Below are 23,708 nucleotides of genomic sequence, written 5' to 3' on the forward strand. Positions count from 1 at the left end.
GTGGGCGAATCGGCTTGTGCGACAGCAAGATCATCCGGCAATCCCGGCAATCGCGGAGCATTCGGAGCGGGCCCGGCGGGTGAACCGTGGCGCCGCAGCACATCCGGGTGCGGCGGCGCCGCGACGGCTGGGCTCAGGCCACCGGATGGGGGTGCGCGGCAGGCGATGTCACCGGCTCGTCGCTGCGCCACGCCAGGTAGCCGTCGGGGCGGACCAGGATCCGGGTGCCCGCGGTGGCGGCGTAGGCGGTGAAGGCGTGCTGATCCGCCGCAATCAGCGAGCCATCGGAGATCGGGTCGGCCGGGCCGGCGATCGAGAAGGAACGGACGCCGGGGGCGGCGTCGGTGTCCGCGGGGGCGCCGAAGGTCAGCAGGGTGCTGTGCGGGCCTCGGAACAGATCGAACAGCCGCAGCGTGGAGCCGTCGGGTCGGCGCAAGGGGGCGTCGGGTGCGCGGTCGCCCGCGACGAGTGCGCCGGCGGCCTGCGGGGTTCGGTAGGTGATGTCCAGTTGGTGTGTCTCCGTGCCGCGGCGCATCGCGTCTTCGTCTCCCGCAACGGTCTTTTCGAGCAGGGCGGCCGCGATCCCCAGCACCCGGACAGCGACCGCGCGCCGCTCCGGCTCGTAGCTGTTCAGGGCGGCGGGATCGCCACCGAGGGCGGCGGCCAGCTTCCAGCCCAGGTTGTACGCGTCCTGGATGCCGGTGTTCATGCCCTGCCCGCCGGTCGGCGGATGGACGTGCGCGGCATCGCCGGCGAGAAAGGCCCGGCCCACCCGGAAGCGCTGTGCCAGGCGGATGTTCGGCCGCCAGATCGTCGACCAGACCGGTTCGCCGAGCACGATGTCGTCGCGGTGCGAGAGTCGATTCAGGAACTGCTGCAGCCCTTCCCGGGTCGGTTCGACGGAATCGGCCAGGGGAGCGAAGAATTGGAACAATTGTCCGCCCGGCAGCGGGCTCATGCCGATGCCCGCCGTCATGGCGTCCGGTTCGGCGAACCAGTAGCCGTAGTCGTGATCCAGCCCGTCGGCGGTGACGTCGCCGAGCAGGATGCGCAGGGATTCGTCGGTCTCGCCCTCGAACGGGATGCCGAGTGTCTTGCGAACGGTGCTGCCGCCGCCGTCGGCACCGACGAGGTAGTCGGCGCGTACGGTGGCCGGTCCGTCCGGCCCGCGCAGCTCGACCGTCACCCCGTCCAGGTCCTGGGTGAAACCGGCGACCGCGGTGGACAATTCGACCACGACGCCGAATTGGCCGAGCCGGTCGCGCAGGATCCGTTCGGTCTCGGACTGGCCGAGCACCCAGGGATTCGGGTACGGCACAGCCGGAGTGGGCTCGCGCAGCTCGCTCATCCGCTGCTCCCCGGCGAACTGCCCGCCCAGATAGGCCCGCATCGGCGCCTGGTTCGAACCGGCGGCGAGTACCGCGTCGAGCACGCCCAGGTCGTCGAACACCTCGAGGGTGCGGGGCTGGATCCCGTCGCCGCGGGAGCCGTGGAAGAACGTATCGGCGCGATCCACGATGCGGACCGCGACGCCCCGGCGGGCGAGGTCGATGGCGAGCGTGACACCGGTGGGACCGCCGCCGGCGATGAGGACCTGGGGTGACATAGCCGTGCCTCCAGTAATGAATTTATATTCAGTGAATGTGAATTCATTGTGTGGATTGCTAATCTGCGCTGTCAAGGAGGTGGTGATGACCCACGCGGATGCACAGGCGGGTGGCGACCGACGCGGGCGCCGCAAGGAGCGATCGGCGGAGACCGAGCAGGCGCTGAAGGATGCCGCGCGCGCGGTGTTCGCCGAACGCGGCTATCTGAACACCAAGATCACGGATATCACCGCCGCGGCGGGCCGGGCCGCCGGGTCGTTCTACAACCACTTCGCGAGCAAAGAGGACCTCCTGCGTGCGCTGCTGGACGACCTCGCCGCCGAAGGGGACCTGGACGCCGCACGGCCCGAGCACAAGGCGGATTTCACCGATCCGGACGCGATCCGCTACCACGTCGAGGCGTACTGGCGGTTCTCCCGCCGCAACTGGCCGGTGCTCCGCGCGATGAGCCAGGCGGCGCTGGTGAACGACGAGTTCGCGGCGATAATGCGGCAGTTCGCCGTCGGCCAGCGCGACGACATCCTCGACCACATGGCCTATGTGCCCGCGGCAGGATTACGACTGCCGACCTCGCCCGAGGCCGGGCTGACCATGATGTTCGCCGCCGTCGAGGGCCTGCTCCAGGCGGCCCGCGAGGGCACGCTGGAGATCACCGACGAACAGGCCGTCGAGGACCTCACCCGATTCCTCTACCGCGGCCTCACCGGCCGCGACTACTGAAACAGTCAGGGCAGCAACACGATCGAGCCCGTGGTCTTGCGGGCCTCCAGATCGCGGTGCGCCTGTGCGGCCTCGGCCAGCGGATATTCCGCGCCGACCCGGATCCGCAACCCGCCCGCGGCCAGCGCGTCGAAGATATCGCCTGCGCGCCACAGCAATTCGTCCCGGGTGCGGGTGTAATGAACCAGGGTCGGGCGGGTCAGGAACAACGATCCGCCGCTGTTGAGCCGCTGCGGATCGACCGGCGGCACCGGGCCGCTGGCCGCGCCGAACAACGCCAGCATGCCGCGCACCCGCAGCGACGCCAGGCTGGCGTCGAAGGTGGTGGCGCCCACCCCGTCGTAGACCGCCGCGACGCCCTCGCCGCCGGTCAGCGCGCGCACCCGCTGGGCCAGATCGTCGCCGTAGCGCAGCACCTCGGCCGCGCCGGCGTGCCGCGACAGCGTCTCCTTGTCGTCGGTGGAGACGGTGGTGAGCACCCGCACGCCGCGCACGGACAGCAACTGGGTGAGGATCAGGCCCACGCCACCGGCGCCGGCGTGCACCAGCACGCTCTCACCCGGCTCCGGCCGGTAGATCGTCTCGCACAGATAGTGCGCCGTCATGCCCTGCAACAGAGCCGACGCGGCCACGGGGGCCTCGACGCCGGCGGGCACCGGGATCGCGACCGCCGCGGGCACCACCACGCGCTGCGCGTAACTGCCCGGCGCCGATGCCCACGCCACCCGGTCGCCGACCGCGAATCCGGTTACGCCGGAACCGATCTCGGCGATCACGCCGGTGCCCTCCATACCCGGGATGTAGGGCACCGGTGTCGGATAAGTCCCGGTCCGGATGTAGGTGTCGATGTAGTTGACACCGGCGGCCTCGAGCTCGACGAGCAACTGACCTTCGCCCGGCCGCGGATCGGCCACGTCGACGAACTGCAGGACCTCGGGACCGCCGTGCTCGGAAACCTGGATGGCGCGCATGAATCCTATTTCTACATCAGGACACTCCGGACGGCGTCGCGCCCGCGCGGGACGGCCGCCGATTACCCGTTGGTAAACTTCGGCCCATGACTGCTACCGCCACCGAGGCTCCCGCGAAGCCGTCGTCCGCCACCGTCGCATCGGTGCGCAAGTTCGTCGCCGAGCACGGCGGGTCGGCCACGGCCGTCCTCCAGCAGACCGGCCGGATCGGTGTCCGGGTCACCCTGGTCGGCGCCGACGGCATCCTCGGCGACCGGTTCGCCGCCGATCTGGCCGAGGCGAAGGCCTTGGTCGCCGCGGTGCCGAACCTGACGGAGACCGAGGAGTGGGGCCGCGAGCTGAGCGCGAAGGCCACCCCGACCCGCGGGCACTGGGCCAAGATGGCCGGCTGGGTCGCCCGGCAGAGCCGATTCCCCAAGGCGCGCAACGAGCGCTGATCCACTCCGTGCCGGATCGCCGACCATAATGGGTGAACATGGCGGAGAAGCAAGCGAGCCGGACCGCGGTACTGGTGTGCCAGGGGCGTGCGGTGGCGGATGGCCGATTGGCGGTGGGTCGCTTCGGTGATCCGGTGGCCGTGCGATTCCTGCACGACGACGAGCGGGCGGCGGTGGAACGGGTGCGCACGGGGGCGGCCCCGCAGGGGATGCGCCCCCGGATGGAATACGAGATGCTCAACGCCACCGCGGCGGTGCTGGCCACCCGCACGGTCGTGATCGACGAGGCGATCGGGGAACGGCATGCGCCACAACTGGTCGTGCTCGGCGCCGGGCTGGACGGTCGCGCCTGGCGGCTGCCGGACCTCGACGACGTGATCGTCTACGAGGTGGATCAGCCCGCCTCCCAGCAGGACAAGCGCGAACGCGCCGGTGACCTGCCCCCGGTCGCGAAGGAATTGCGCTGGGTGCCGGTCGAATTCGGCCGCGACGAGCTGGTCCCCGCGCTGGCCGCCGCCGGGCACCGCGCCGATCTCCCCACCACCTGGATCTGGGAGGGCGTGCTCCCGTATCTCACGGCGGCGCAAGTGGATTCGACACTGGTGGCGATGTCGGCCTGTTCCGCGGCGGGCAGTCGCCTGATCGCCACCTATCCGGTGCCCTCGCGGCTGGCCGCGGTCGGCCGGCTGGGTATGCGCGTGTACAGCGCCCTGTCCAGCCAGCGTGACCCACTCCGGAACGAGCCGCACATCTCCACCTGGACCGTCGGCGAGATGGCCGAGATCGTGACCGGCCACGGCTGGACAGTGACGGCCGATCACGCACTGGCCGATGTCGCCGAGCGGCTCGCGGTGCCCGCCTCCCGATCGCGCTTCGTCGGCGACAGCCGGGCCGTGGTCGCCGACCGCGGCTGAGACCCGCGCGACGACCGCGACCTTCGAGCGTGCCGCAGCGCCGAGCGGTGTGGCGGTCGTGGAACGGCTCGGCGTCGCGACCGGTGATCAGCGCCGCGATATCGGGCGGTGTAGCGGTCCCGCGCCCGACCGCAGTGGGCATGGGTCGCCGATACGCGGATCGCCCAGCCGGATCTGCTCGGTCTCAGGCGCAGCAGCCGCCACCGCAACAGCCGCCGCCCGCGCTGGGTGCGGGTGCGGCCGCCGGGGCGCTCGCCGATCCGGTGAAGGCGATGGTGGTAAGCAGTTTCACCGTGTCGGTGTGGCCGTCGGGGCAGGATGCCGGTGCGGCGGATTCGCTCATCGGCCGCTGGAGTTCGAAGGTGTCGGTGCACTCGCGGCAGCGGTAGGCATAGGTCGGCATGCCGGGAATTATCTCCGGTGCGGGGCCGGCGGCGGAAGGCGGCCGATCAGATCGATTGCGTTCCCTCGTGGTAGGCGCTCTCCGGGACGTCGGTGATGAGCAGATGCCCGGGGGAGTGGGTGATCGCGAACGGCACCCGCGAGGCCACCACCGCGGCCTGCGGCGTGACCCCGCACGCCCAGAAGACCGGGACGTCGCCGGGCCGGAAGTCGACCGGGTCGCCGAAATCGGGTTCGCCGATGTCGCCGGTCAACAGCGTCTGCGGGGCCCCGACCTGGACCGGGGCGCCGTGCACCGCGGGCATCCGGGCCGACACCGCGACGGCGGCGGGGACCAGCGCGGCCGGGATCGGGCGCATCGACACCACCAGCGGGCCGTGCAGCCGCCCAGCCGCGCGGCAGGGCCGGTTCGTCCGATACATCGGGACGTTGCGATGCTGCTCGACGTGCCGCAGTGGGATACCGGCGGCGGCCAGTTCCCATTCGAAGGTGAACGAACAGCCGATGTGGAAGGCCACCAGATCCTCGCGCCAATAGCCGAGGACATCGGTCGGCTCATCGATCAATCGGCCGTCGCGCCACACCCGATAGCGAGGGAGGTCCGTGCGCAGATCGGCCCCGGGTGCGAGCACGGTGGCCGGGTTGCCAGGGTCGCCGACATCCAGCACCGGGCACGGTTTCGGGTTGCGCTGGGCGAACAACAGCATGTCGTAGGCCCAGTCGGCCGGTACCGCGATCAGATTCGTCTGGGTGTAGCCGCGCGCCCAGCCCGCGGTCGGCGCGTCGGCCCCGGCGCGGATCCGGGCGCGGGCGGCGGCCGGTGTCCAGTCGCTCGGGTCGTCGGCAGTGCCCTGCCGGTCGAGGTGGCCCTGCCGTTCGGTATCGCTCGGCCGTTCGGTATCGCTCGGCCGAGCGGTCACGCTCGGTTGGTCGGTGCCGGTCGGCCGGCTGGTGTCGGTCCGGTGGCCGGTATCGGATCGGGTGCTCTCGTGCATCGCAGTCTCCCCGGGACGCGTGATTTATCGTTCAACGATACGACAATCCTTCACATGAAGCGAGAGCTACGAGGCCGCGCGATCCAGGGGGGTGGTTGCGGAGTTGTTGCGGGACTCCGGGTATGATCATCGGGCCGAGCGCCGAATGGCGCTGTGCCACACCATGATCCGCAGGGTGGCGCATCGGCCGATCCGCCCCGAAGGAAATTGCACGAATGTCCCTGTCCGTCCGCCGCTCCGGCGCCGTCCCCAGCGGTGCGCCGCGGTGATCGAATTGGCGGACGTGGCCGTCGAATTCGACGGCCGCCGGGTGCTGACCGGCGTCGACCTCCGGCTGAGCGAGCGGCGCATCGGTGTCATCGGCCAGAACGGCTCGGGCAAGAGCACCCTGGCCCGCCTGCTCAACGGGCTGGTGCTGCCGGATACCGGTTCCGTGCGGGTGGATGGCCTGGACACCCGGACCGACGGCCGCCGGGTGCGGCGCAAGGTCGGCTTCGTCTTCCAGAATCCGGACAACCAGATCGTCTTCCCGATCGTCGCCGAGGACATGGCGTTCGGCCTGAAGAATCTGGGCCTGCCCCGCAAGGAGATCCCCGGCCGGGTCCGATCGGCGCTGGACGAGTACGGCATCGCCGGACTGGCACAGCGGCAGAGCCATTCGCTCAGTGGCGGCGAGAAGCAGTTGGTCGCGCTGGCCTCGGTGCTGGTGATGCGTCCCGAACTGGTGGTCTTCGATGAGCCCACCACCATGCTGGACCTGCGCAACCGCAACCGCCTGCGCGCGGCCATCGACGCGATGCCACAGCCCGCGGTGGTGGTGACCCACGATCTCGAACTGCTCGCCGCATACGACCGCGTGCTGGTCGTGCACGAGGGCGCGATCGCCTGCGACGGCCCGCCCGCCACGGCGATCGGCTGGTACCTGGAGCACTGTTCGTGACCACCGGCCTGTACGTGTCCGGGACGACGATCGTGCACCGGCTGCCACCCGGCCCGAAATTCGGGGCGCTGTTCGTGATCGGCATCATCCTGTTCGTCCTCGACTCGACGGCGGCCTCCGCGGCGGCGACGGCCCTGGCGCTGCTGGTGCTGCTGTCCTGCCGACTGCCCTGGCGGACACTCCGCGCCCGCCTGACCCCGCTGGTCTGGATGCTCGGCTGCTTCTTCGCACTCACTGCCGTCTTGCAGAACCCGCACACCGCGGAACTGTCGCTGCTGCGACTGCTGGCGGTGCTGCTGCTGGCGCTGGCGGTCACCATGACCACCCCGCCCGCCCAGGTACTGGACCTGTTCGAGCGCCTGGCCGGCGGCCTGCGCTACCTCGGCGTCCGCGACACCGAGCGGATCGGCCTGAGCATCGCGCTGGTGCTGCGTTTCGTGCCCGAGGTGCACCGGCACTTCCTCGAACATCCGGGAGGCGCAGCGGGCGCGCGGGCTGCACGCCAACCCGGTCGCCCTGCTGGTGCCGCTGATCGTCCGCACCCTGAAATCCGCCGACGACGTGGCCGCGGCCATCGACGCACGCTGTTATCCGCCGTCCCGGGCGGCCCGTTCCGAGGAGAAGTATCTGTGAGTCGTCCGGACAACCGAGTCGCCACCCGAGATGTCGTGCTCGTCGCGCTGTTCGCGGCGATCATCATCGCCCTGGGCCTGATCCCGCCGCTCAACGTCGGTTTCATCGCGGTGCCGATCACCATGCAGACTCTCGGCGTGATGCTGGCCGGGGCCGTCCTCGGTTCGGTGCGCGGCATGCTCGCCTGCGCACTGGTCGTCCTGCTGACCGCCGCCGGCCTCCCGGTGCTGTCCGGCGGCCGCGGCGGTCTCGGCGTCTTCGCCGGCCCGACCGCGGGCTACCTGGTCGGCTGGATGCCGGGCGCGTTGGTGACCGGCCTGATCGCCCAGTTCTGGGCCTGGCGACTCACCCTGCGCCGGCTGCGGATCGTCGCACTGTTCATCGCGGCCGTCGTCGGCGGCATCGCCGTGGTCTACGCGGTCGGCATCCCGTGGCTGTCCGCCAACACCGGCATCCCGCTGCACAAGGCGTTCTCGTCCGGCATGGTCTTCGTCCCCGGCGACCTGCTCAAGGCCGCGATCGTCGCCCTCGTCGCCGACGGCGTCCTCCGCTCCTACCGCGTCCTGCCCACTCGTCCCCGCGCCGCCGCGCGCTGATCCGCACCCGGCCTTGCCGGACCGGCAGCCCGCGGGCCCGGCCGATTTCGGACAGCCCACCGGCACGAGGACCCGCAGTCGGCCGGCGTCTCTGTAGCCGGCTCACCGGCAGTGGGTTCGGGACCGTTCGAACGGCATCGGCACGCGGTCGTGTTCGGCCGCGGCGGGTTCGACGGCAGCGGTGGCCGCTTCGGTCATCGCGCGCGGCGAACAGCAGCGTCCGGCAACGAGCGTGGACCGACGCCGATTGGCACGAGCATTCCGTGACCCGATGGTCGGGTGTGCGGAGGAGCCTGTGAATCAGGCCGGGTGGGGGACCGGGCTGGGTGCGGGAGCGGTGACGCGTTCGCGGGTGCGCATCGCCGCCCAGACCGCGGCGGTGGCGGCGGTGCAGGCCGCGGCGCCGCCGACGTGGAACGCCACCAGCGCCGCGGGAACGTGCGTGAAGTACTGGACGATGCCGATCAGACCCTGCGCGCACACCAGGATCACCAGCACGGTCAACCGGGTGCGGATCACCCGCGTGGTACCGACGGCGGCGAGGCCGAAGCCCAGCCCGATCAGCAGGCACAGGTAGGCGACCAGCAGTTCGGCGTGCGTGTGGACCAGCGTCACGATCTCCACCTGGAGCCTGGCCACCGGCTTCTCCGCGCTCTTGTCCCCGGCATGCGGACCGGCCCCGGTGACCAGGGTGCCCGCCACCAGCACACCCGTCAGCGCGACCGCGCTGAGCACGGTCAGCCAGCGCAGCGGATTGGGCACCTGCGGCACCTCCACCCCGTCGTCGGGCTCGCCGACCTTCGTGAACAGCAGGGTCGCCAGCCACACCATCAGCATCGAGGCCAGCAGATGGATCGACACCGTCCACCACAGCAGGCCGGTGCGCACGGTGATGCCGCCGATCACCGCCTGCAACACGGTCCCGCCCGGCATCAACCACGCGTACCCGACCACCTCGCGCCGCCGCCGGGCCCGGATCACCGCGAGCACGATCAGCGCCGCGCACAACGTCACCGCGAAGGTGAGCAGCCGGTTGGAGAATTCCACGGCCTGATGCCAGAACGGCACCTCCGCATGCGGCACCGGCGTGAAACTGCCCGGAAAGCACTGCGGCCAGGTCGGGCACCCGAGCCCCGACGAGGTGACCCGCACGATCGCCCCCGTCACGGCGATCCCGCCCTGGGTCAGCAGCGCGAGCGCGGCGAGGATCCGCTGCACCCGCAGCGACGGCAGCGGCAGCAGGTCGACGATTCGCAAGAGGGCGCGTGACAGCACGTCACGATGGTAATCGAGCACCCCGACACCACCTCGCAGGGGCTACTACACACCGTCGTTCGCTGCACCGGATGCCATCTCGCGCCGCACGCCACCACCCCTGGTCCCGCGTCCGACCCGGTGCGGGGTGTGATTCCGACTGGCGAAGGCAGGTGAGTGGCCGTGCGTCTCCACACGACGGCAGTCCGGGCACGGTGGCATCCCGTGCAGAAATGACAGTCTCGTCGCGCTCAGTCCGGAAGGCCGACGGCCTCGCGGAGGGTGCGGAATTCGGCGGCGAGGGCGTCGAGGGTGTAGTGGGCGTTGAGTCCGCTGGGGTTGGGCAGCACCCAGACCTCGGTGTCACCGAGGGGCTCGCCTTGGCGGCCGACCGTGGTGCGCGGGCGGCCGAAAGCGGTGCGGTAGGCGCCGAGACCGAGGACGGCGAGGGTGCGCGGGCGGTAGTGGGTGACACGCTCGACCAGGGCTCGGCCCCCGGCGCGCAGTTCCTCCCTGGTGAGCTCGTCGGCCTTGGCCGTCGTCCGCGACGCGACGTTGGTGACGCCGAGGCCGTAGGTCAGCAGTTCCTCCTGCTCGTCCGGGCCGAGCTGACGCGGGGTGAAGCCGGAGCGGTACAGCGCGGGCCAGAAGCGGTTGCCGGGCCGGGCGAAGTGGTGGCCGGTGGCGCCGGACCACAGGCCGGGGTTGATGCCGCAGAACAGCACTCGCAGGTCCGGGGCGATCACATCGGTGATGGTCGCCGAGGTCGCGGCGGCGAGCTGGGCCGCGCTGGGTCGGGCGGAAGGCATTCGATCAGTGTGCCGAGCCGGAATTCCGGTCGGCGGCGCGGGTATTCGCGGTGTGATCGCTGAAGGATTGCTGTTTTGAACCGATGTCCGGGAATGGGTCGGGATTGCCTGCGCTGTCGAATTGTCTGAATTGCGTGGATAATTCGAATATTTGCCGGTAATAGATCGATGGATCGTATCGAGTTGGTCACGGGTGGATGAACTTAGGTGTATTGCCGAGTGGTAGCTGTCGTGTCCTTCGCTAACGTAACGGAATCGGTGACCGAGTTCTCGCTCGCGACCGGAGCATCCGGATGGCCACCGGGCCCGCATTCCACCCCCTCCGATGTCATTTCCGCTGCGCGTTCGTCCACGCAGCCGCCCGACCCTGTTCCCTCGTCCGGCGCCGCGAGCGGAAGGTGGCGCCCCTCGTAGAAGGGTGGCCCGATGTCTCGGATTCGACTGCTCGCCGTATGTGCCGGTTTCGGTCTGGAGGCCTACGACTGGGGGTTGTATCCGCTCCTGCTCTGCTATTTCGGCCCGTCGTTCTTCGGCGGCGACCTGCGGCAGGCGCTGTTCTTCGGATTCGCGGTGTTCGCGGCCGGATTCGTCACCCGGCCGCTGGGCGGCCTGGTGCTGGGCCGCTACGCCGACACCCGCGGCCGCAGGCCCGCGATGCGGCTGTGCCTGGCCGGCGCCGGGCTGGCCGCGCTCGGCATGGGACTGACCCCGTCCGGGACGACCGTCGGGGTGGTGGCCCCGATGCTGGTGCTGCTCTGGCGGACCCTGCTGGGCTTCTCGTTCGGTGGTGAGGCGCCGCTCGGGCACAGCTACATGTACGAGATGACCCCGGAGGGTCGCCGCGGCGCCGGCGCCAGCCTGCTGCCGACCGCCGCGTGCGTCGGCGCGATCTTCGCGAACCTGCTGGTCCTCGGGCTGGTACTGGGACTGGGTGCGGACGGGATGGCCGCCGGTGGCTGGCGGATCCCGTTCCTGGTGGGGGCGCTGGCGTCGATGCTGTTCGCGGCCCTGCGCGGCGGGCTGACCGAATCCGGTGAGTTCGAGTCGCGGCGGGACCAGGCGTATTCGTGGTGGGCCGCGCGGCGGGAACTGGCGGTGCCGATGCTGTCGGTCGCCGGGGTCACCGTCGGGGCCGCGGCCTCGTTCCACCTGTGGGCGGCCGTGCCGACCGCGTATGCGATCAGCATCCTGGGGCTCGACGACACCATGGTGTTGCTGGCGACCACGGCCTCCTCGCTGGTGAACGTGGTCGCGTTGCCGCTGTTCGGGCGGCTCGGGGATCGGATCGGCTGCCCGCGGCTGCTGTCGGGTTCGGCGGTGGTGATGGCGGTCGCGGTCGGGCCGCTGCTGTTCTGCCTGGACCACGGCGGCGTGCCGGGGTACTGGGTGGTCGTGGTGGTCGGGCACCTGATCATGGCGGCGATGGTCGCCACCATGCCTGCGGTGCTGGCCGGGCTGGTGCCGGCCCGGTATCGGGTGACGGCCGAGGCGCTGCCGTACACCACCACCGTCACCCTCTTCGGCGGCACCATGCCGATGCTGAAACAGCTGACCACCGAACATCCGGTGCTGTTCACCGGCTACCTCGTGATATTGCTGTCGATCACCGTGGCCACCACCCGCTGGGCGGCCGGACTGGAACCCGCCGAGACCCGGGTGCTGGTGCCGCCGGGCACGGTACCGCAGCAGGGGTGACGATCAGTCGAAGCGGAACCAGCGGGTCGCCAGACAGCCGGCGCCCGCACCCCACACCACCAGCACCACCAGTCCGTACCAGTCCACGCTGGTGTGCAGGGCGGAGTCGAGGGCCTGGGCCAGTGCGCCGGAGGGGATGAGCCGGGCGACGACGGTGACCGCGGTCGGCATGTTGTCCGCGGTCACCACCAGGCTGCCGACGCCGAGCAGCACGAACCACAGGATGTTGGCCAGCGCCAGCACGATCTCGGCCTTCAGCGTGCCGCCGAGCAGCAGTCCCAGCGCCGTGAACGTGGCTGTGCCCAGCGCGATCACCACGGCGCCGAACAGCAGCCCGGTGATCGACGGCCGCCAGCCCAGTGCGACCCCGATCAGGCCCAGCAGCACCGATTGCAGCACCACCACGATCAGCACCGCCGCGCACTTGCCGCCGACGATGCCCCAGCGCGGTAATGCCGTGGCGCCCAAGCGTTTCAGAGCGCCGTAGCGGCGATCGAAGCCGACCGCGATGGCCTGCCCGGTGAAGCCGGTCGACATGATCGCCAGCATCATCACCGCGGGCACGATCCGGTCCACCCGGTGATGTGAGCCGAGGCTGCCGCTCAGCGGCAGCAGGGTGAGCCCGATCAGCAGCGTGATCGGGATGAACATGGTCAGCAGCAGCTGTTCCCCGTTGCGCAGCAACAGGATCAGCTCCATCCGGGTCTGTGCGGCCAGCATCGCCGCCCGCGTCGCCGGACGCGGATCGGGACGGAAGGTGCCGGGTGCGAAACGTGCGGCGGCGTCGGTCAACTCCGCAACTCCCGTCCGGTGAGTTCCAGGAAGACGTCCTCGAGGCGGCGCTGGTCGATGCGGATATCGCTGGGCAGCACGTCGATTCGCGCACACCAGGCGGTCACCGTGGCGAGCACCTGCGGGGTGATGTCACCCTCCAGCAGGTAGGCCCCCGGCGAGGTCTCGCGCGGCGAGAACCCTTCGGGCAGAGCCGCTTCCAGGAGGTCCAGGGTCAGTTTGGGTGGGGCGGTGAAACGCAGCTGGCCCTCGGCGCCGGCCGAGGTGACCTCGGCCGGGGTGCCGGCCGCGACCACCCTGCCGTGGTCGATGATGACCAGCCGGTCGGCCAGCTGTTCGGCCTCGTCCATCAGATGGGTGGTGAGCAGCACGCTCACCCCGTCGCGGCGCAGCGCGTCGATCAGCTCCCACACCAGGTGCCGGGCCTGGGCGTCCATCCCGGCGGTCGGCTCGTCGAGGAAGACCAGCTCCGGGCGCCCGACCAGCGCGCACGCCAGCGCCAGCCGCTGCTGCTGACCGCCGGACAACCGGCGGTAGGGGGTGCTGCGGGCATCCTGGAGGCCGAGGGTGGCCAGCAGCCAGTCCGGATCCAGCGGATCGGCGGCATACGCCGCGACCAGATCGAGCATCTCCCCGGCCCGCGAGCCCGGATAGGCGCCGCCGCCCTGCAACATCACGCCGATCCGCGGCCGCAGCCGGTCCGAGTCGGCGATCGGATCCAGGCCCAGCACCCGGACCTCGCCCGCATCGGGCGCGAGGAACCCCTCGCACATCTCGACGGTGGTGGTCTTGCCCGCGCCGTTGGGGCCCAGCAGCGCCAGCACCTCGGCCCGCTGCACCTCGAAGCTGATGCCGTCGACCGCGGTGGTGTCGCCGAAGCGTTTCACGACGGCGTCGACGCGGACGGCCGGTTGCGGGGCAGCGATCACGAGCTCACACCGTATGCCGCGGGCTCCTGTGACGGAGCAGACACCCCCGGCGACGCCCGCCACGGCAGCCGGTTGCGCGTCCACACGATGAACAGCACCGACACCAGCACCACCGCCACGGCCGCCTCGATGATCTGGAAGACGCCGTAGTCGGCGCCGCGCGGCATCAGCATCACGCTGACCACCGCCGAGAACGCCACCGCCGGCACCCGGAACGCGCGGGTGGTGGCCCAGGCGGCCAGCGGCACGATCGCCCACAGCAGATACCACGGCTGCACCACCGGGAACAGCAGCACGATCGCCGCCAGCGAGACGCCGAGGGCGCCCACCGCGGGCAGCCGCCCGGTCCAGGTGGCCAGCAGCATCCGCAGCGTCACGAAGCCCGCGACCGCGCCGGCGATCGGCCGGGTGATGAACAACAGCGCGGTGGTGTGGTCGCCGAGGCCCAGCAGCACCCCGCCGAAGCCGGTGATGATGCCGATCGCCGTCGGCAGCGACATCCAGCTGCGCACCGCGCCGGCGGTGTTCAGGGTGTAGATCCAGCCGAAGCCGAGCCCGCTGGCGAAGCTGACGAACAACGTCGTCACCACGGCGATCCCGAGCAGGGTGGCGGCCGCGGCCAGCAACGGCCGCAGGCCCGGACCCCAGCGCCGGGCCAGCGCCATACCCACGAAGCCGAGCGCGATGATCGAGGTGAACTTGACCGTCGAGGACAGGGTGATGACCACCACGCCGAAGGTCAGCAGCGCCCAGGCCCGTTTGTCGAAGGGCTTGCCGCGGCCGTCGAGCCCGCGCAGGCAGAATTCGATGCCCGTCAGCATCAGGCCCAGCATCAGCGCGTCGTTGTGCACACCCGCGACCAAGTGGAACAGCACCAGCGGATTGGCCGCGCCGAGCCACAGCGCGCTCACCGGCGCCACCCCGCAGCGCCGCGACAGCCGCGGCAGCGCCCACACGATCAGCGCGACGCCGCCGAGGGCCAGCGTCCGATGCGCCCAGACGCCGAAAATGATGTTGTCGCCGGTGATCTGGGCGATCCCGCGGCCGATCCAGAGGATCAGCGGCCCGTAGGGCGCCGGGGTCTCGCGCCAGATGTTCGGCACGTTCATGGTGAGGATGTTGCCCACGCCCAGACCGCTGGCCGGGCCCACCACATACGGATCCATGCCGCGCCGGGCGATCTCGCTCTGTGCCAGATACGAATACACGTCGGTGGAGTACAGCGGCGGCGCCACCGACAGCGGCAGGATCCACAGCAGCAGTGTGCGGTCCAGCTGCGACCGGGTCAGCCGGTGCAGCGGCGCCGTGGCGCCGAACCCGCCGACGGCGAACCGGCCCAGCAGCAGCCAGGCCATCACCACCAGCACCGTCCCGATCATCGACAGCGCCAGCGAGGAGGTCTGCCAGCGCGCGAAGACACCGATCACCCGCACCCCGGACACCGGATTCTGCAACACCGGCTGGGCGGCCACCCCCAGCGCGCTGATCGCGATCAGCACCGTTCCGGTGGCGCCGAGCAGCCGGATCCGGCGGAACTGGGCCAGTTCGAGTGGATCGAGTTCGGGTACGTCGGCCTCGACGTGATGTAAGGAGGCGAGGGTGTTGTGGTCGGCGGTCGCGGCGTCCAGGCCGAGTACCCGCCGCCCGCCATCGATGAGTCTGCGCCGCGCGCCCTCGAATGCCACCCCCGCAGACTAATGGCCGCGGGTGACCGATATCCCCATCGGGAGCGGGTCAGGTCACCCTTACTGGATTGCGGGAAGGAATTCCGCCACACTGGTGTTGTGAAAACCGTGGGTTTGCCGAATGAGCAGGTAGACGCCGGGCGCCATGAGGGTGCCCGGTCCGCTGCCGTGCCCAGCGAAGGGCATACCCGGGCGGCGATCATCCGGGTGCTGCTGGAGCAGGGCCCCATCACCGCGACGGCGATCGGCGAGCGGCTGGGCCTGGCCCCGGCCGGGGTGCGACGCCATCTGGACGCGCTCATCGAGTCCGGTGAAGCGCGCGCCGGAAGGTCCGCGTCCTGGCAGCAGAAGGGCCGTGGCCGTCCCGCCAAGCAGTATCAGCTCACCGCCGCCGGGCGCGGCCGGTTGGGGCACGCCTACGACGATCTCGCCGGGGCCGCCATGCGGCAACTGCGCGAGCTCGGCGGCGATTCGGCGATCATGGATTTCGCCCGGAAACGGGTGGGCACCATCGTCGCCGGGATCGACAAGCTGGCCCGGCACACTCCCGACGCCACCCGGGACAAGGCCGACGAGATCGCCGAGGCGTTCAGCGACGCCGGTTTCGCCGCCTCCACCCGCGTCGTCGGCGCGGGCGTGCAGATCTGCCAGCACCACTGCCCGGTCTCGCACGTCGCCGAGGAATTCCCGGAGCTGTGCACCGCCGAGCTGGAGGCGTTCCGCGAACTGCTCGGCACCCACGTGCAGCGCCTGGCGACCATCGCCAACGGTGACTGCGTCTGCACCACGCATGTCCCCTTGCTCATGCCGGATCCCGGCATACCCACGAGCACCCGCAAGAAAGCCACCGCTCAGCCCGCGGTGGCGTCTCCACTCGACTCCGGAAGGAGTGCCGAATGACGACCACGACCACGGCAGGCCACGACCCGGGGGCAACTCAGGTTGCTCCCTTGACCCAGGACGAGACCATCGCCTCCCTGGGCACCTACGGCTACGGCTGGGCGGATTCCGATGCCGCCGGCGCCGCGGCCAAGCGCGGCCTGTCCGAGGACGTCGTCCGTGACATCTCGGCGAAGAAGAACGAGCCGTCCTGGATGCTCGACATCCGGCTGAAGGCGCTGCGCATCTTCGATCGCAAGCCGATGCCGTCCTGGGGTTCCAACCTCGAGGGCATCGACTTCGACAACATCAAGTACTTCGTGCGCTCCACCGAGAAGCAGGCCGAGAGCTGGGAAGACCTCCCCGAGGACATCAAGAACACCTACGACCGGCTGGGCATCCCGGAGGCGGAGAAGCAGCGGCTGATCGCCGGTGTCGCGGCGCAGTACGAGTCGGAGGTCGTCTACCACCAGATCCGCGAGGATCTGGAGCAGCAGGGCGTGATCTTCCTCGACACCGACACCGGTCTCAAGGAGCATCCGGAGATCTTTCAGCAGTACTTCGGCTCGGTGATCCCCGCGGGCGACAACAAGTTCTCCGCGCTGAACACCGCGGTGTGGTCGGGTGGCTCGTTCATCTACGTGCCGCCGGGCGTGCGCGTCGACATCCCGTTGCAGGCCTACTTCCGGATCAACACCGAGAACATGGGCCAGTTCGAGCGGACGCTGATCATCGTCGACGAGGGTGCCTACGTGCACTACGTCGAGGGCTGCACCGCGCCGATCTACAAGTCGGACTCGCTGCACTCCGCGGTGGTCGAGATCGTCGTCAAGGACGGCGGCCGCTGCCGCTACACCACCATCCAGAACTGGTCGAACAACGTCTACAACCTGGTCACCAAGCGGGCCAAGGCGGGCGCGGGCGCGACCATGGAGTGGATCGACGGCAACATCGGTTCCAAGGTCACCATGAAGTACCCGGCGGTCTGGATGACCGGCGAGCACGCCAAGGGCGCGGTGCTGTCGGTGGCGTTCGCCGGCGAGGGTCAGCACCAGGACACCGGCGCGAAGATGCTGCACCTGGCGCCGCACACCTCCTCGACCATCGTGTCGAAGTCGGTGGCGCGCGGCGGCGGCCGGGCCTCCTACCGCGGCCTGGTCCAGGTGAACAAGGGCGCCTACGGTTCCCGGTCCACCGTGAAATGCGATGCGCTGCTGGTGGATACGATCAGCCGCTCGGACACCTACCCGTACGTCGACATCCGCGAGGACGACGTCACGATGGGCCACGAGGCCACGGTCTCGAAGATCTCCGACGACCAGCTGTTCTACCTGATGAGCCGCGGCCTCACCGAGGACGAGGCGATGGCGATGGTGGTGCGCGGCTTCGTCGAGCCGATCGCCAAGGAACTGCCGATGGAATACGCGCTCGAGCTGAACCGCCTGATCGAGCTGCAGATGGAAGGAGCGGTCGGCTAGTGAGCGAGCTTGCGAGCGTATCGGCGGGAGTCGACGAGATCGCGGCAGCGGCCGACCGGATCACCGCCGCCGGGGAGGCCCGGATGCCGGTGCTCAACAAGGGTGAGCTGTTCGCCTCGTTCGACGTGAACGCCTTCGAGGTACCCGTGTCGCACGACGAGGCGTGGCGGTTCACCCCGCTGCGCCGGCTGCGCGGCCTGCACGACGGCAGCGCCGTCGTGGACGGCGCCGCGAGCGTCGAGGTGACGGCCGCCGCGGGCGTGACCGTGGAGACGGTGGCGCGCACCGACACCCGCCTCGGCGCGGCCGGTGCTCCCACCGATCGTGTTGCCGCCCAGGCATATTCGGGCTTCGAGCAGGCGACGATCGTGTCCGTCGGCACGGAGGTGGAGGTGGCCGGACCGGTCACGATCACCGTCACCGGCCCCGGCGTGGACCGGACGGCCTACGGCCACACCCAGATCCGGCTCGGCAACTTCGCCGTCGCCACCGTCGTGATCGACGAGCGCGGCAGCGGAACCTACGCGGAGAACCTGGAATTCGTGCTCGGCGACAGCGCGAAGCTGACCGTGGTGGCGATCCAGGACTGGGCCGACGACGCGGTGCACGTCACCGCCCACCACGCCGTGCTGGGCCGCGACGCCGTACTGCGGCACACCGATGTCACCCTGGGTGGCGAGCTGGTGCGCCTCACCGCGACCGTGCGCTACGCCGGTCCCGGCGGCGACGCCGAACTGCTCGGGCTGTACTTCGCCGACGACGGCCAGCACTTCGAGCAGCGGCTGCTGATCGACCACGCGGTGCCGAACTGCAAGTCGAACGTGCTGTACAAGGGTGCGCTGCAAGGCGATCCGCATTCGGACAAGCCGGATGCGCACACGGTGTGGGTGGGTGACGTGCTCATCCGCGCGGCCGCCGAGGGCACCGACACCTACGAGGCCAACCGGAACCTGGTCCTCACCGACGGCGCGCGCGCCGATTCGGTGCCGAACCTGGAGATCGAGACCGGCGAGATCGTCGGCGCCGGACACGCCTCGGCCACCGGCCGTTTCGACGACGAGCAGTTGTTCTACCTGCGGGCCCGCGGCATTCCGGAGGAGGTGGCGCGCCGCCTGGTGGTGCGCGGCTTCTTCCACGAGATCATCCAGAAGATCGCGGTCCCCGAGGTGCGGGAGCGGCTGGAGGCGGCCGTCGAGGCCGAGCTCGCCGCGGTCGGCGCCTGATTCCGAAACCCACAGCCCCCGAAGGAACTTCATGACCACCCTCGAAATCAAGGACCTGCACGTCGAGGTCGCCAACCCGGACGAGGCCGCCGAGCCGATCCGGATCCTCAACGGCGTCAACCTCACCGTGAAATCCGGTGAGACGCACGCCATCATGGGTCCCAACGGCTCCGGTAAGTCCACGCTGTCCTACGCCATCGCCGGCCATCCCAAGTACACCGTCACCCAGGGCACGATCACCCTGGACGGTGAGGACGTGCTGGCGATGTCGGTGGACGAGCGGGCCCGGGCCGGGCTGTTCCTCGCCATGCAGTATCCGGTCGAGGTGCCCGGCGTCTCGACGTCGAACTTCCTGCGCACCGCCGTCACCGCCGTGCGCGGCGAGGCGCCGAAGCTGCGGCACTGGGTCAAGGAGGTCAAGGAGTCGATGTCCGAACTGGAAATCGACCCGGCCTTCGCCGAGCGCAGCGTCAACGAGGGCTTCTCCGGCGGCGAGAAGAAGCGGCACGAGGTGCTGCAACTGGGCCTGCTGAAGCCGAAGATCGCGATCCTGGACGAGACCGACTCCGGCCTGGACGTCGATGCGCTGCGCATCGTCTCCGAGGGCGTCAACCGCTACCGGGAGCGGGAGAACGGCGGCATCCTGCTCATCACGCACTACACCCGTATTCTGCGCTACATCCAGCCGGAGTTCGTGCACGTGTTCGTCGGCGGCCGCATCGTCGCCGAGGGCGGGGCCGAACTGGCCGAGGAACTCGACGCCAACGGCTATGTGCGCTTCACTTCTTCTGCGGTAGGAGCCTGATCATGACCGCTGTGTCGGAATCTCGGCACACGCTCGACGTCGCCGCGATCCGCGCCGACTTCCCGATCCTGGGTCGCACCGTGCGCGACGGGAAACCGTTGGCGTACCTGGATTCCGGCGCGACGGCGCAGCGGCCGTTGCAGGTGCTCGACGCGGAGCGGGCCTTCCTGCTGGAGCACAACGCGGCCGTGCATCGCAGTGCGCATCAGCTGGCCGAGGAGGCCAACGAGGCATACGAGGCGGCGCGGGCCGACATCGCCGGCTTCGTGGGGGTCGGCGCGGACGAGATCGTGTACACCAAGAACGCGACCGAATCGCTGAACCTGGTGGCGTACGCGTTCTCCGACGACCGGTTCCCGCATCGGGTCGGGCCCGGGGACGAGATCGTGATCACCGAGCTGGAGCACCACGCCAATCTGGTGCCCTGGCAGGAGACCGCGCGGCGGACCGGGGCCACGCTGAAGTGGTACAAGGTGACCGACGACGGGCGCATCGATCTGGATTCGCTGGAGTTGTCGCCGCGGACCAAGGTGGTCGCGTTCAGTCATCAGTCCAATGTCACCGGGGCGGTGGCGGACGTGGCCGAATTGGTGCGGCGGGCAAAGGAAGTCGGCGCGATCGTGGTGCTCGACGCCTGCCAGTCGGTGCCGCATCAGCCGGTGGATCTGAAGGCGCTGGGGGTCGATTTCGCGGCCTTCTCCGGGCACAAGATGCTCGGGCCGTCCGGGGTCGGCATCCTGTACGGGCGGCGGGCGCTGCTGGAGGACACTCCGCCGTTCATCACCGGTGGTTCGATGATCGAGACCGTGTACATGGATCACAGCACCTACGCGCCGCCGCCGCAGCGGTTCGAGGCCGGGTCGCAGATGATCTCGCAGGTGGTCGGATTGGGCGCCGCCGTGCGGTATCTCACCGATCTCGGGATGGAAGCGGTTGCGGCGCACGAGCATTTGCTGACGGGTGCGGCGCTGGAGGGGCTGTCCGCGTTGCCCGGGGTTCGGATCATCGGGCCCACCGAGAATGTGGACCGCGGTGGCGCGGTGTCGTTCGTGGTCGACGGGGTGCACGCGCACGATGTCGGGCAGGTGCTCGACGATCAGGGTGTCGCGATCCGGGTCGGGCATCATTGCGCCTGGCCGCTGCATCGGTACTTCGGGATCGCCGCTACCGCTCGCGCCTCGTTCGCGGTGTACAACACGCTCGGGGAAGTGGACCAGTTGGTCGCCGCGGTGCGGAAGGCGCAAGAGTTCTTCGGGGTTGTGTAGATATGCGCTTGGAGCAGATGTATCAAGAAGTGATCCTGGATCACTACAAGCACCCGCACGGACGGGGGCTGCGGGAACCGTTCGAGGCCGAGGTGCACCACGTCAACCCGACCTGTGGGGACGAGGTGACACTACGGGTGCACATCGACTCTCATGGGGATGTCGCGGACATCTCTTATGACGGGCAGGGGTGTTCGATCAGTCAGGCGGCTACTTCGGTGCTGGTGGACCAGGTGGTGGGGTTGCCGGTGCAGCAGGCGTTGAAGACCGTGGACGCGTTCAGCGAGATGATCTCGAGTCGCGGGACCGTCGAGGGTGACGAGGACGTGCTCGGTGACGGCGTTGCCTTCGCCGGGGTGGCGAAATATCCGGCTCGGGTGAAATGTGCGCTGCTGGGCTGGATGGCGTTCAAGGACGCGGTGATCCGGGTGACCGACGACGAGGCGAAGACGCCGATGAACAATGACGGGGAGAAGCGGGCATGAGCGAGACGGATACGCCGGGGGCTGCCGGGGACGTGGAGGCCGGTGTGCCGGCCGAGCCGGTGCAGTTGTCGGCCGAGGAGCAGCGGCAGTTGGACGATCTCGAGGAGGCGATGCGTGATGTCGTCGATCCCGAGCTCGGTATCAATGTGGTCGATCTCGGGTTGGTTTACGATCTGCGGGTCGAGGGGAATGTGGCGTTGCTGGATATGACGCTGACTTCCGCGGCTTGTCCGCTGACCGATGTGATCGAGGATCAGTCGCGTAATGCGTTGGTGCGCAGTGGGTTGGTCGAGGATTTGAAGATCAACTGGGTGTGGATTCCGCCGTGGGGGCCGGACAAGATCACGGAGGATGGGCGGGAGCAGTTGCGGGCTTTGGGGTTCACTGTTTAGGTCGGGGGTAGTGGAACGGTGGATGGGGGGGTTGGGGTTGCGTGTGGTTGCGGATGAGGGTTTGGCCTTCTCGGTGGTGACCGGCTGTGTTTTTGGCCTCCGCTTCGCTGCGGCGGGTTCTCGGCCCCTGAGTCTCGATTCTTCCCTCCTCCGCTCCTCCGCTTCGCTCCCCCGCTCCGTCAGTCCAGAATCGAGACGGGCCGAGAACATTCGGGGTATGCCTTCTCGGTGGTGACCGGGCCCTCAGCGGGCGGGCCGGATGTCGGGGCTGCTTGGGGGTGACCGCGTTGGAGAGCTGGGGCGGGAAGAGAACTTGAGGGTCCGGGCCTGCTCGGGGGTGACCGCGTTGGAGGGTGAGGTGGGAAAAGAGCTCGGGGGTGCCGGGGCTGCTTGGGGGTGACCGGGGTGGAGGGTGCGGCGGGAAAGGGCTCGAGGGTGCCTTGCCTGCGGACTGGTGACCGGGGCTGGGGGTGAGGCGGGCAACGCATAGGTGGGGTGGGCCTGCTTGGTGGTGACCGTTGTTGGGGGTTGGGCCGTGAAAAGACTTCTGGGGTGGGGCCTTCGGGATGGTGACCGGCTGGATGGCTGGGCCGCGGATCGGCGTGTGTATGTGCTCGTGCCCGGCCGTGGATGGGCCGGGCACGTGGGGCGGTGTGTTAGGGGAGTGGGTCCGGCCACTGGGGCCGGGTCTTTGCGTTGTGGGTCCGTCCGAGTTCGCGGCCCGGCTCAGTCCTGGACTGACGGAGCGAGGGAGCGCAGCGACTGAGCGGAGGAGGGAAGGACTGGGCCATGGGGGCCGTGAACCCGCCGGAGCGGAGCGGAGGCAGAAGATGCGGAGGCAGAAGATGCGGCGGTAGAAGATTCGGTCCAGCCGGGTGGGGCGAAGATGTAGCCCAGGCGGCCGCGCCAGGTGTCGGCGTGGCGGATGTCGCGGAGCATGGCGGCGAATTCGTGGTAGTTGACGCGGAGGGGGTTGTCGGTGCCGATGTCGTGGGTGATGCCGTATGTGATCGGTTCGGTGAGGGGGGCGAAGCTGCCGAACATGCGGTCCCAGATGATCAGGATGCCGCCGTAGTTGCGGTCCAGGTACGGTTGGTTGGAGCCGTGGTGGATGCGGTGGTGGGCCGGGGTGTTGAAGATGAATTCTATTGGGTTCCAGAGGGTTCCGATGCGCTGGGTGTGCAGGGGGAACTGGTAGAGGAGGCCGATGCTGATCAGGAGGAAGATCATCCAGGCGGGGAAGCCCAGGAGGGCAGCGGGGACCCAGAAGAGGCTGCGGACGGTGGCGGCGATCGGGTTGAGCCAGGACAGGCGGATCGCGGTGGACAGGTTGAAGTAGGTGCTGGAGTGGTGCACGTTGTGTGCGGTCCATTGCAGGCGGATGCGGTGGTCGGCGCGGTGGGCCCAGTAGTAGCAGAAGTCGGTGACGACCAGGCCGAGTAGCCAGGCCCACCAGCGGTTCGCCGGGAGGTGCAGGGGGGTTGCTCCGGCTGCCAGGACGATCGCCGAGAACGGGACTATCAGCTGGCCGATGGGCTTGGTCAGTTGACCCAGCAGGTAGGTGGTCCAGTTGCTTGCCGTGTCGCGGCCGCTGAAGCCGTTCGCCGCCCGCTGTGGATCGCGGCGGTTGCCGATCCATTCCACGAGCATGAGCAATACGAATGCGGGCACCGCGTACAGTGCCAGCTCCTGATGTGTCATGCCTGCTCCCTTCGAAGACGTGTGCGCGGCTGGTCGATGTGGCACCTACGCTACGGTCGCCGGCCTGCCCGTGTCGTCGCGCCGGTGGGGGAGCGGTGGTC

At 69.5% G+C, this 23,708-nt stretch carries 24 protein-coding genes; 14 read left to right on the forward strand and 10 right to left on the reverse strand.

The window, feature by feature from the left end; genetic code table 11:
* Positions 1-133: 133 nt before the first annotated feature.
* The gene (locus tag LBW94_RS02905; protein ID WP_225056426.1) at positions 134-1,606 is read right to left on the reverse strand and encodes an FAD-dependent monooxygenase; all 1,473 of its coding nucleotides are present in this window, start codon (positions 1,604-1,606) and stop codon (positions 134-136) included.
* A gap of 85 nt (positions 1,607-1,691) precedes the next feature.
* Between LBW94_RS02905 and LBW94_RS02910 the strand changes: the two genes are divergently transcribed.
* Positions 1,692-2,327 (forward strand): TetR/AcrR family transcriptional regulator, encoded by a 636-nt coding sequence (locus tag LBW94_RS02910; RefSeq protein ID WP_225056425.1) that lies wholly within the window; start codon positions 1,692-1,694, stop codon positions 2,325-2,327.
* A gap of 5 nt (positions 2,328-2,332) precedes the next feature.
* Here the strand turns inward: LBW94_RS02910 and LBW94_RS02915 are convergent, their stop codons facing one another.
* Positions 2,333-3,298, reverse strand: a complete 966-nt coding sequence (locus tag LBW94_RS02915; protein WP_225056424.1) for a quinone oxidoreductase family protein — start codon at positions 3,296-3,298, stop codon at positions 2,333-2,335.
* 86 nt (positions 3,299-3,384) lie between these two features.
* On the opposite strand from LBW94_RS02915, the gene LBW94_RS02920 reads away from it, so the two are divergent.
* Positions 3,385-3,735, forward strand: coding sequence for a hypothetical protein (locus LBW94_RS02920; RefSeq protein ID WP_225056423.1), 351 nt, complete (start codon positions 3,385-3,387; stop codon positions 3,733-3,735).
* A 38-nt stretch (positions 3,736-3,773) separates the two neighbouring features.
* Positions 3,774-4,649 carry a class I SAM-dependent methyltransferase gene (locus LBW94_RS02925; RefSeq protein WP_225056421.1) on the forward strand — a complete coding sequence of 292 codons (876 nt, stop codon included), beginning with the start codon at positions 3,774-3,776 and terminating at the stop codon, positions 4,647-4,649.
* A 184-nt stretch (positions 4,650-4,833) separates the two neighbouring features.
* Here the strand turns inward: LBW94_RS02925 and LBW94_RS02930 are convergent, their stop codons facing one another.
* Positions 4,834-5,052 (reverse strand): FmdB family zinc ribbon protein, encoded by a 219-nt coding sequence (locus tag LBW94_RS02930; RefSeq protein WP_225056419.1) that lies wholly within the window; start codon positions 5,050-5,052, stop codon positions 4,834-4,836.
* 46 nt (positions 5,053-5,098) lie between these two features.
* A complete protein-coding gene (locus LBW94_RS02935) occupies positions 5,099-5,971 on the reverse strand; it encodes a putative hydro-lyase (protein ID WP_225056417.1) in 873 nt (290 codons plus the stop codon).
* A 340-nt stretch (positions 5,972-6,311) separates the two neighbouring features.
* Here LBW94_RS02935 and LBW94_RS02940 point away from each other — a divergent pair, with 340 nt between their 5' ends.
* From LBW94_RS02940 to LBW94_RS44360, 3 genes are all read left to right on the forward strand, one after another.
* Positions 6,312-6,986 (forward strand): energy-coupling factor ABC transporter ATP-binding protein, encoded by a 675-nt coding sequence (locus tag LBW94_RS02940; RefSeq protein WP_225056416.1) that lies wholly within the window; start codon positions 6,312-6,314, stop codon positions 6,984-6,986.
* 522 nt (positions 6,987-7,508) lie between these two features.
* Positions 7,509-7,619 carry a hypothetical protein gene (locus tag LBW94_RS44355; protein ID WP_416276845.1) on the forward strand — a complete coding sequence of 37 codons (111 nt, stop codon included), beginning with the start codon at positions 7,509-7,511 and terminating at the stop codon, positions 7,617-7,619.
* A 110-nt stretch (positions 7,620-7,729) separates the two neighbouring features.
* A complete protein-coding gene (locus LBW94_RS44360) occupies positions 7,730-8,215 on the forward strand; it encodes a biotin transporter BioY (protein WP_416276852.1) in 486 nt (161 codons plus the stop codon).
* A gap of 300 nt (positions 8,216-8,515) precedes the next feature.
* Here the strand turns inward: LBW94_RS44360 and LBW94_RS02950 are convergent, their stop codons facing one another.
* Together LBW94_RS02950 and mug are read right to left on the reverse strand one after the other, a co-directional pair.
* Entirely contained in the window at positions 8,516-9,490 is a 975-nt protein-coding gene (locus LBW94_RS02950; protein WP_225056660.1) for a COX15/CtaA family protein, read from the reverse strand.
* A 230-nt stretch (positions 9,491-9,720) separates the two neighbouring features.
* On the reverse strand, positions 9,721-10,278 hold the full coding sequence (mug, locus tag LBW94_RS02955; protein WP_225056414.1) for a G/U mismatch-specific DNA glycosylase: 558 nt from the start codon (positions 10,276-10,278) through the stop codon (positions 9,721-9,723).
* Between the two features lie 426 nt (positions 10,279-10,704).
* On the opposite strand from mug, the gene LBW94_RS02960 reads away from it, so the two are divergent.
* Positions 10,705-11,973, forward strand: a complete 1,269-nt coding sequence (locus tag LBW94_RS02960) for an MFS transporter (protein WP_266269678.1) — start codon at positions 10,705-10,707, stop codon at positions 11,971-11,973.
* Positions 11,974-11,976: 3 nt separating this feature from the next.
* Here the strand turns inward: LBW94_RS02960 and LBW94_RS02965 are convergent, their stop codons facing one another.
* Genes LBW94_RS02965 through mptB form a run of 3 tightly spaced genes read right to left on the reverse strand, consistent with a single transcriptional unit; the run spans position 11,977 to position 15,379 of the window.
* Positions 11,977-12,765 carry an ABC transporter permease gene (locus tag LBW94_RS02965; RefSeq protein WP_225056412.1) on the reverse strand — a complete coding sequence of 263 codons (789 nt, stop codon included), beginning with the start codon at positions 12,763-12,765 and terminating at the stop codon, positions 11,977-11,979.
* Entirely contained in the window at positions 12,762-13,694 is a 933-nt protein-coding gene (locus tag LBW94_RS02970) for an ABC transporter ATP-binding protein (RefSeq protein ID WP_225056410.1), read from the reverse strand. The genes LBW94_RS02965 and LBW94_RS02970 overlap by 4 nt, the downstream gene beginning before the upstream one ends.
* Positions 13,691-15,379 carry a polyprenol phosphomannose-dependent alpha 1,6 mannosyltransferase MptB gene (gene mptB, locus LBW94_RS02975; protein WP_225056408.1) on the reverse strand — a complete coding sequence of 563 codons (1,689 nt, stop codon included), beginning with the start codon at positions 15,377-15,379 and terminating at the stop codon, positions 13,691-13,693. Before mptB ends, LBW94_RS02970 begins: the two co-directional genes overlap by 4 nt.
* A gap of 168 nt (positions 15,380-15,547) precedes the next feature.
* Between mptB and LBW94_RS02980 the strand changes: the two genes are divergently transcribed.
* From LBW94_RS02980 to LBW94_RS03010, 7 genes are all read left to right on the forward strand, one after another.
* Positions 15,548-16,279 (forward strand): metalloregulator ArsR/SmtB family transcription factor, encoded by a 732-nt coding sequence (locus LBW94_RS02980; RefSeq protein WP_323137786.1) that lies wholly within the window; start codon positions 15,548-15,550, stop codon positions 16,277-16,279.
* Positions 16,276-17,736 (forward strand): Fe-S cluster assembly protein SufB, encoded by a 1,461-nt coding sequence (gene sufB / locus LBW94_RS02985; protein WP_225056404.1) that lies wholly within the window; start codon positions 16,276-16,278, stop codon positions 17,734-17,736. Before LBW94_RS02980 ends, sufB begins: the two co-directional genes overlap by 4 nt.
* An 83-nt stretch (positions 17,737-17,819) precedes the next feature.
* The gene (gene sufD, locus LBW94_RS02990; RefSeq protein ID WP_225056658.1) at positions 17,820-18,959 is read left to right on the forward strand and encodes a Fe-S cluster assembly protein SufD; all 1,140 of its coding nucleotides are present in this window, start codon (positions 17,820-17,822) and stop codon (positions 18,957-18,959) included.
* Positions 18,960-18,990: 31 nt separating this feature from the next.
* On the forward strand, positions 18,991-19,764 hold the full coding sequence (gene sufC / locus LBW94_RS02995) for a Fe-S cluster assembly ATPase SufC (RefSeq protein ID WP_225056401.1): 774 nt from the start codon (positions 18,991-18,993) through the stop codon (positions 19,762-19,764).
* 2 nt (positions 19,765-19,766) lie between these two features.
* Complete coding sequence (locus tag LBW94_RS03000) at positions 19,767-21,029, forward strand: cysteine desulfurase (protein WP_225056399.1); 1,263 nt, start codon at positions 19,767-19,769, stop codon at positions 21,027-21,029.
* Positions 21,030-21,031: 2 nt separating this feature from the next.
* Positions 21,032-21,514: a Fe-S cluster assembly sulfur transfer protein SufU gene (gene sufU / locus LBW94_RS03005; protein ID WP_225056397.1), complete on the forward strand. Its 483-nt coding sequence runs from the start codon at positions 21,032-21,034 to the stop codon at positions 21,512-21,514.
* Positions 21,511-21,906 carry a metal-sulfur cluster assembly factor gene (locus LBW94_RS03010; RefSeq protein WP_225056395.1) on the forward strand — a complete coding sequence of 132 codons (396 nt, stop codon included), beginning with the start codon at positions 21,511-21,513 and terminating at the stop codon, positions 21,904-21,906. Before sufU ends, LBW94_RS03010 begins: the two co-directional genes overlap by 4 nt.
* Before the next feature lie 726 nt (positions 21,907-22,632).
* Here the strand turns inward: LBW94_RS03010 and LBW94_RS03015 are convergent.
* Positions 22,633-23,607 (reverse strand): sterol desaturase family protein, encoded by a 975-nt coding sequence (locus LBW94_RS03015; protein ID WP_225056393.1) that lies wholly within the window; start codon positions 23,605-23,607, stop codon positions 22,633-22,635.
* Between the last annotated feature and the right edge of the window lie 101 nt (positions 23,608-23,708).

The organism is Nocardia sp. alder85J, from assembly GCF_020176955.2.
Classification (GTDB): Bacteria; Actinomycetota; Actinomycetes; order Mycobacteriales; family Mycobacteriaceae; genus Nocardia.

Excerpts from the sequence above, each read along its gene's own strand:
- LBW94_RS02920 (WP_225056423.1), top strand. The coding sequence starts at position 3,385 with ATGACTGCTACCGCCACCGAGGCTCCCGCGAAGCCGTCGTCCGCCACC.
- sufC (WP_225056401.1), top strand. The coding sequence starts at position 18,991 with ATGACCACCCTCGAAATCAAGGACCTGCACGTCGAGGTCGCCAACCCG.
- sufD (WP_225056658.1), top strand. The coding sequence starts at position 17,820 with ATGCCGGTGCTCAACAAGGGTGAGCTGTTCGCCTCGTTCGACGTGAAC.
- sufU (WP_225056397.1), top strand. The coding sequence starts at position 21,032 with ATGCGCTTGGAGCAGATGTATCAAGAAGTGATCCTGGATCACTACAAG.
- LBW94_RS03015 (WP_225056393.1), bottom strand. The coding sequence starts at position 23,607 with ATGACACATCAGGAGCTGGCACTGTACGCGGTGCCCGCATTCGTATTG.
- LBW94_RS02960 (WP_266269678.1), top strand. The coding sequence starts at position 10,705 with ATGTCTCGGATTCGACTGCTCGCCGTATGTGCCGGTTTCGGTCTGGAG.
- LBW94_RS02905 (WP_225056426.1), bottom strand. The coding sequence starts at position 1,606 with ATGTCACCCCAGGTCCTCATCGCCGGCGGCGGTCCCACCGGTGTCACG.
- mug (WP_225056414.1), bottom strand. The coding sequence starts at position 10,278 with ATGCCTTCCGCCCGACCCAGCGCGGCCCAGCTCGCCGCCGCGACCTCG.
- LBW94_RS03000 (WP_225056399.1), top strand. The coding sequence starts at position 19,767 with ATGACCGCTGTGTCGGAATCTCGGCACACGCTCGACGTCGCCGCGATC.
- LBW94_RS02915 (WP_225056424.1), bottom strand. The coding sequence starts at position 3,298 with ATGCGCGCCATCCAGGTTTCCGAGCACGGCGGTCCCGAGGTCCTGCAG.
- LBW94_RS02925 (WP_225056421.1), top strand. The coding sequence starts at position 3,774 with ATGGCGGAGAAGCAAGCGAGCCGGACCGCGGTACTGGTGTGCCAGGGG.
- LBW94_RS03010 (WP_225056395.1), top strand. The coding sequence starts at position 21,511 with ATGAGCGAGACGGATACGCCGGGGGCTGCCGGGGACGTGGAGGCCGGT.
- LBW94_RS02930 (WP_225056419.1), bottom strand. The coding sequence starts at position 5,052 with ATGCCGACCTATGCCTACCGCTGCCGCGAGTGCACCGACACCTTCGAA.
- LBW94_RS02910 (WP_225056425.1), top strand. The coding sequence starts at position 1,692 with ATGACCCACGCGGATGCACAGGCGGGTGGCGACCGACGCGGGCGCCGC.
- sufB (WP_225056404.1), top strand. The coding sequence starts at position 16,276 with ATGACGACCACGACCACGGCAGGCCACGACCCGGGGGCAACTCAGGTT.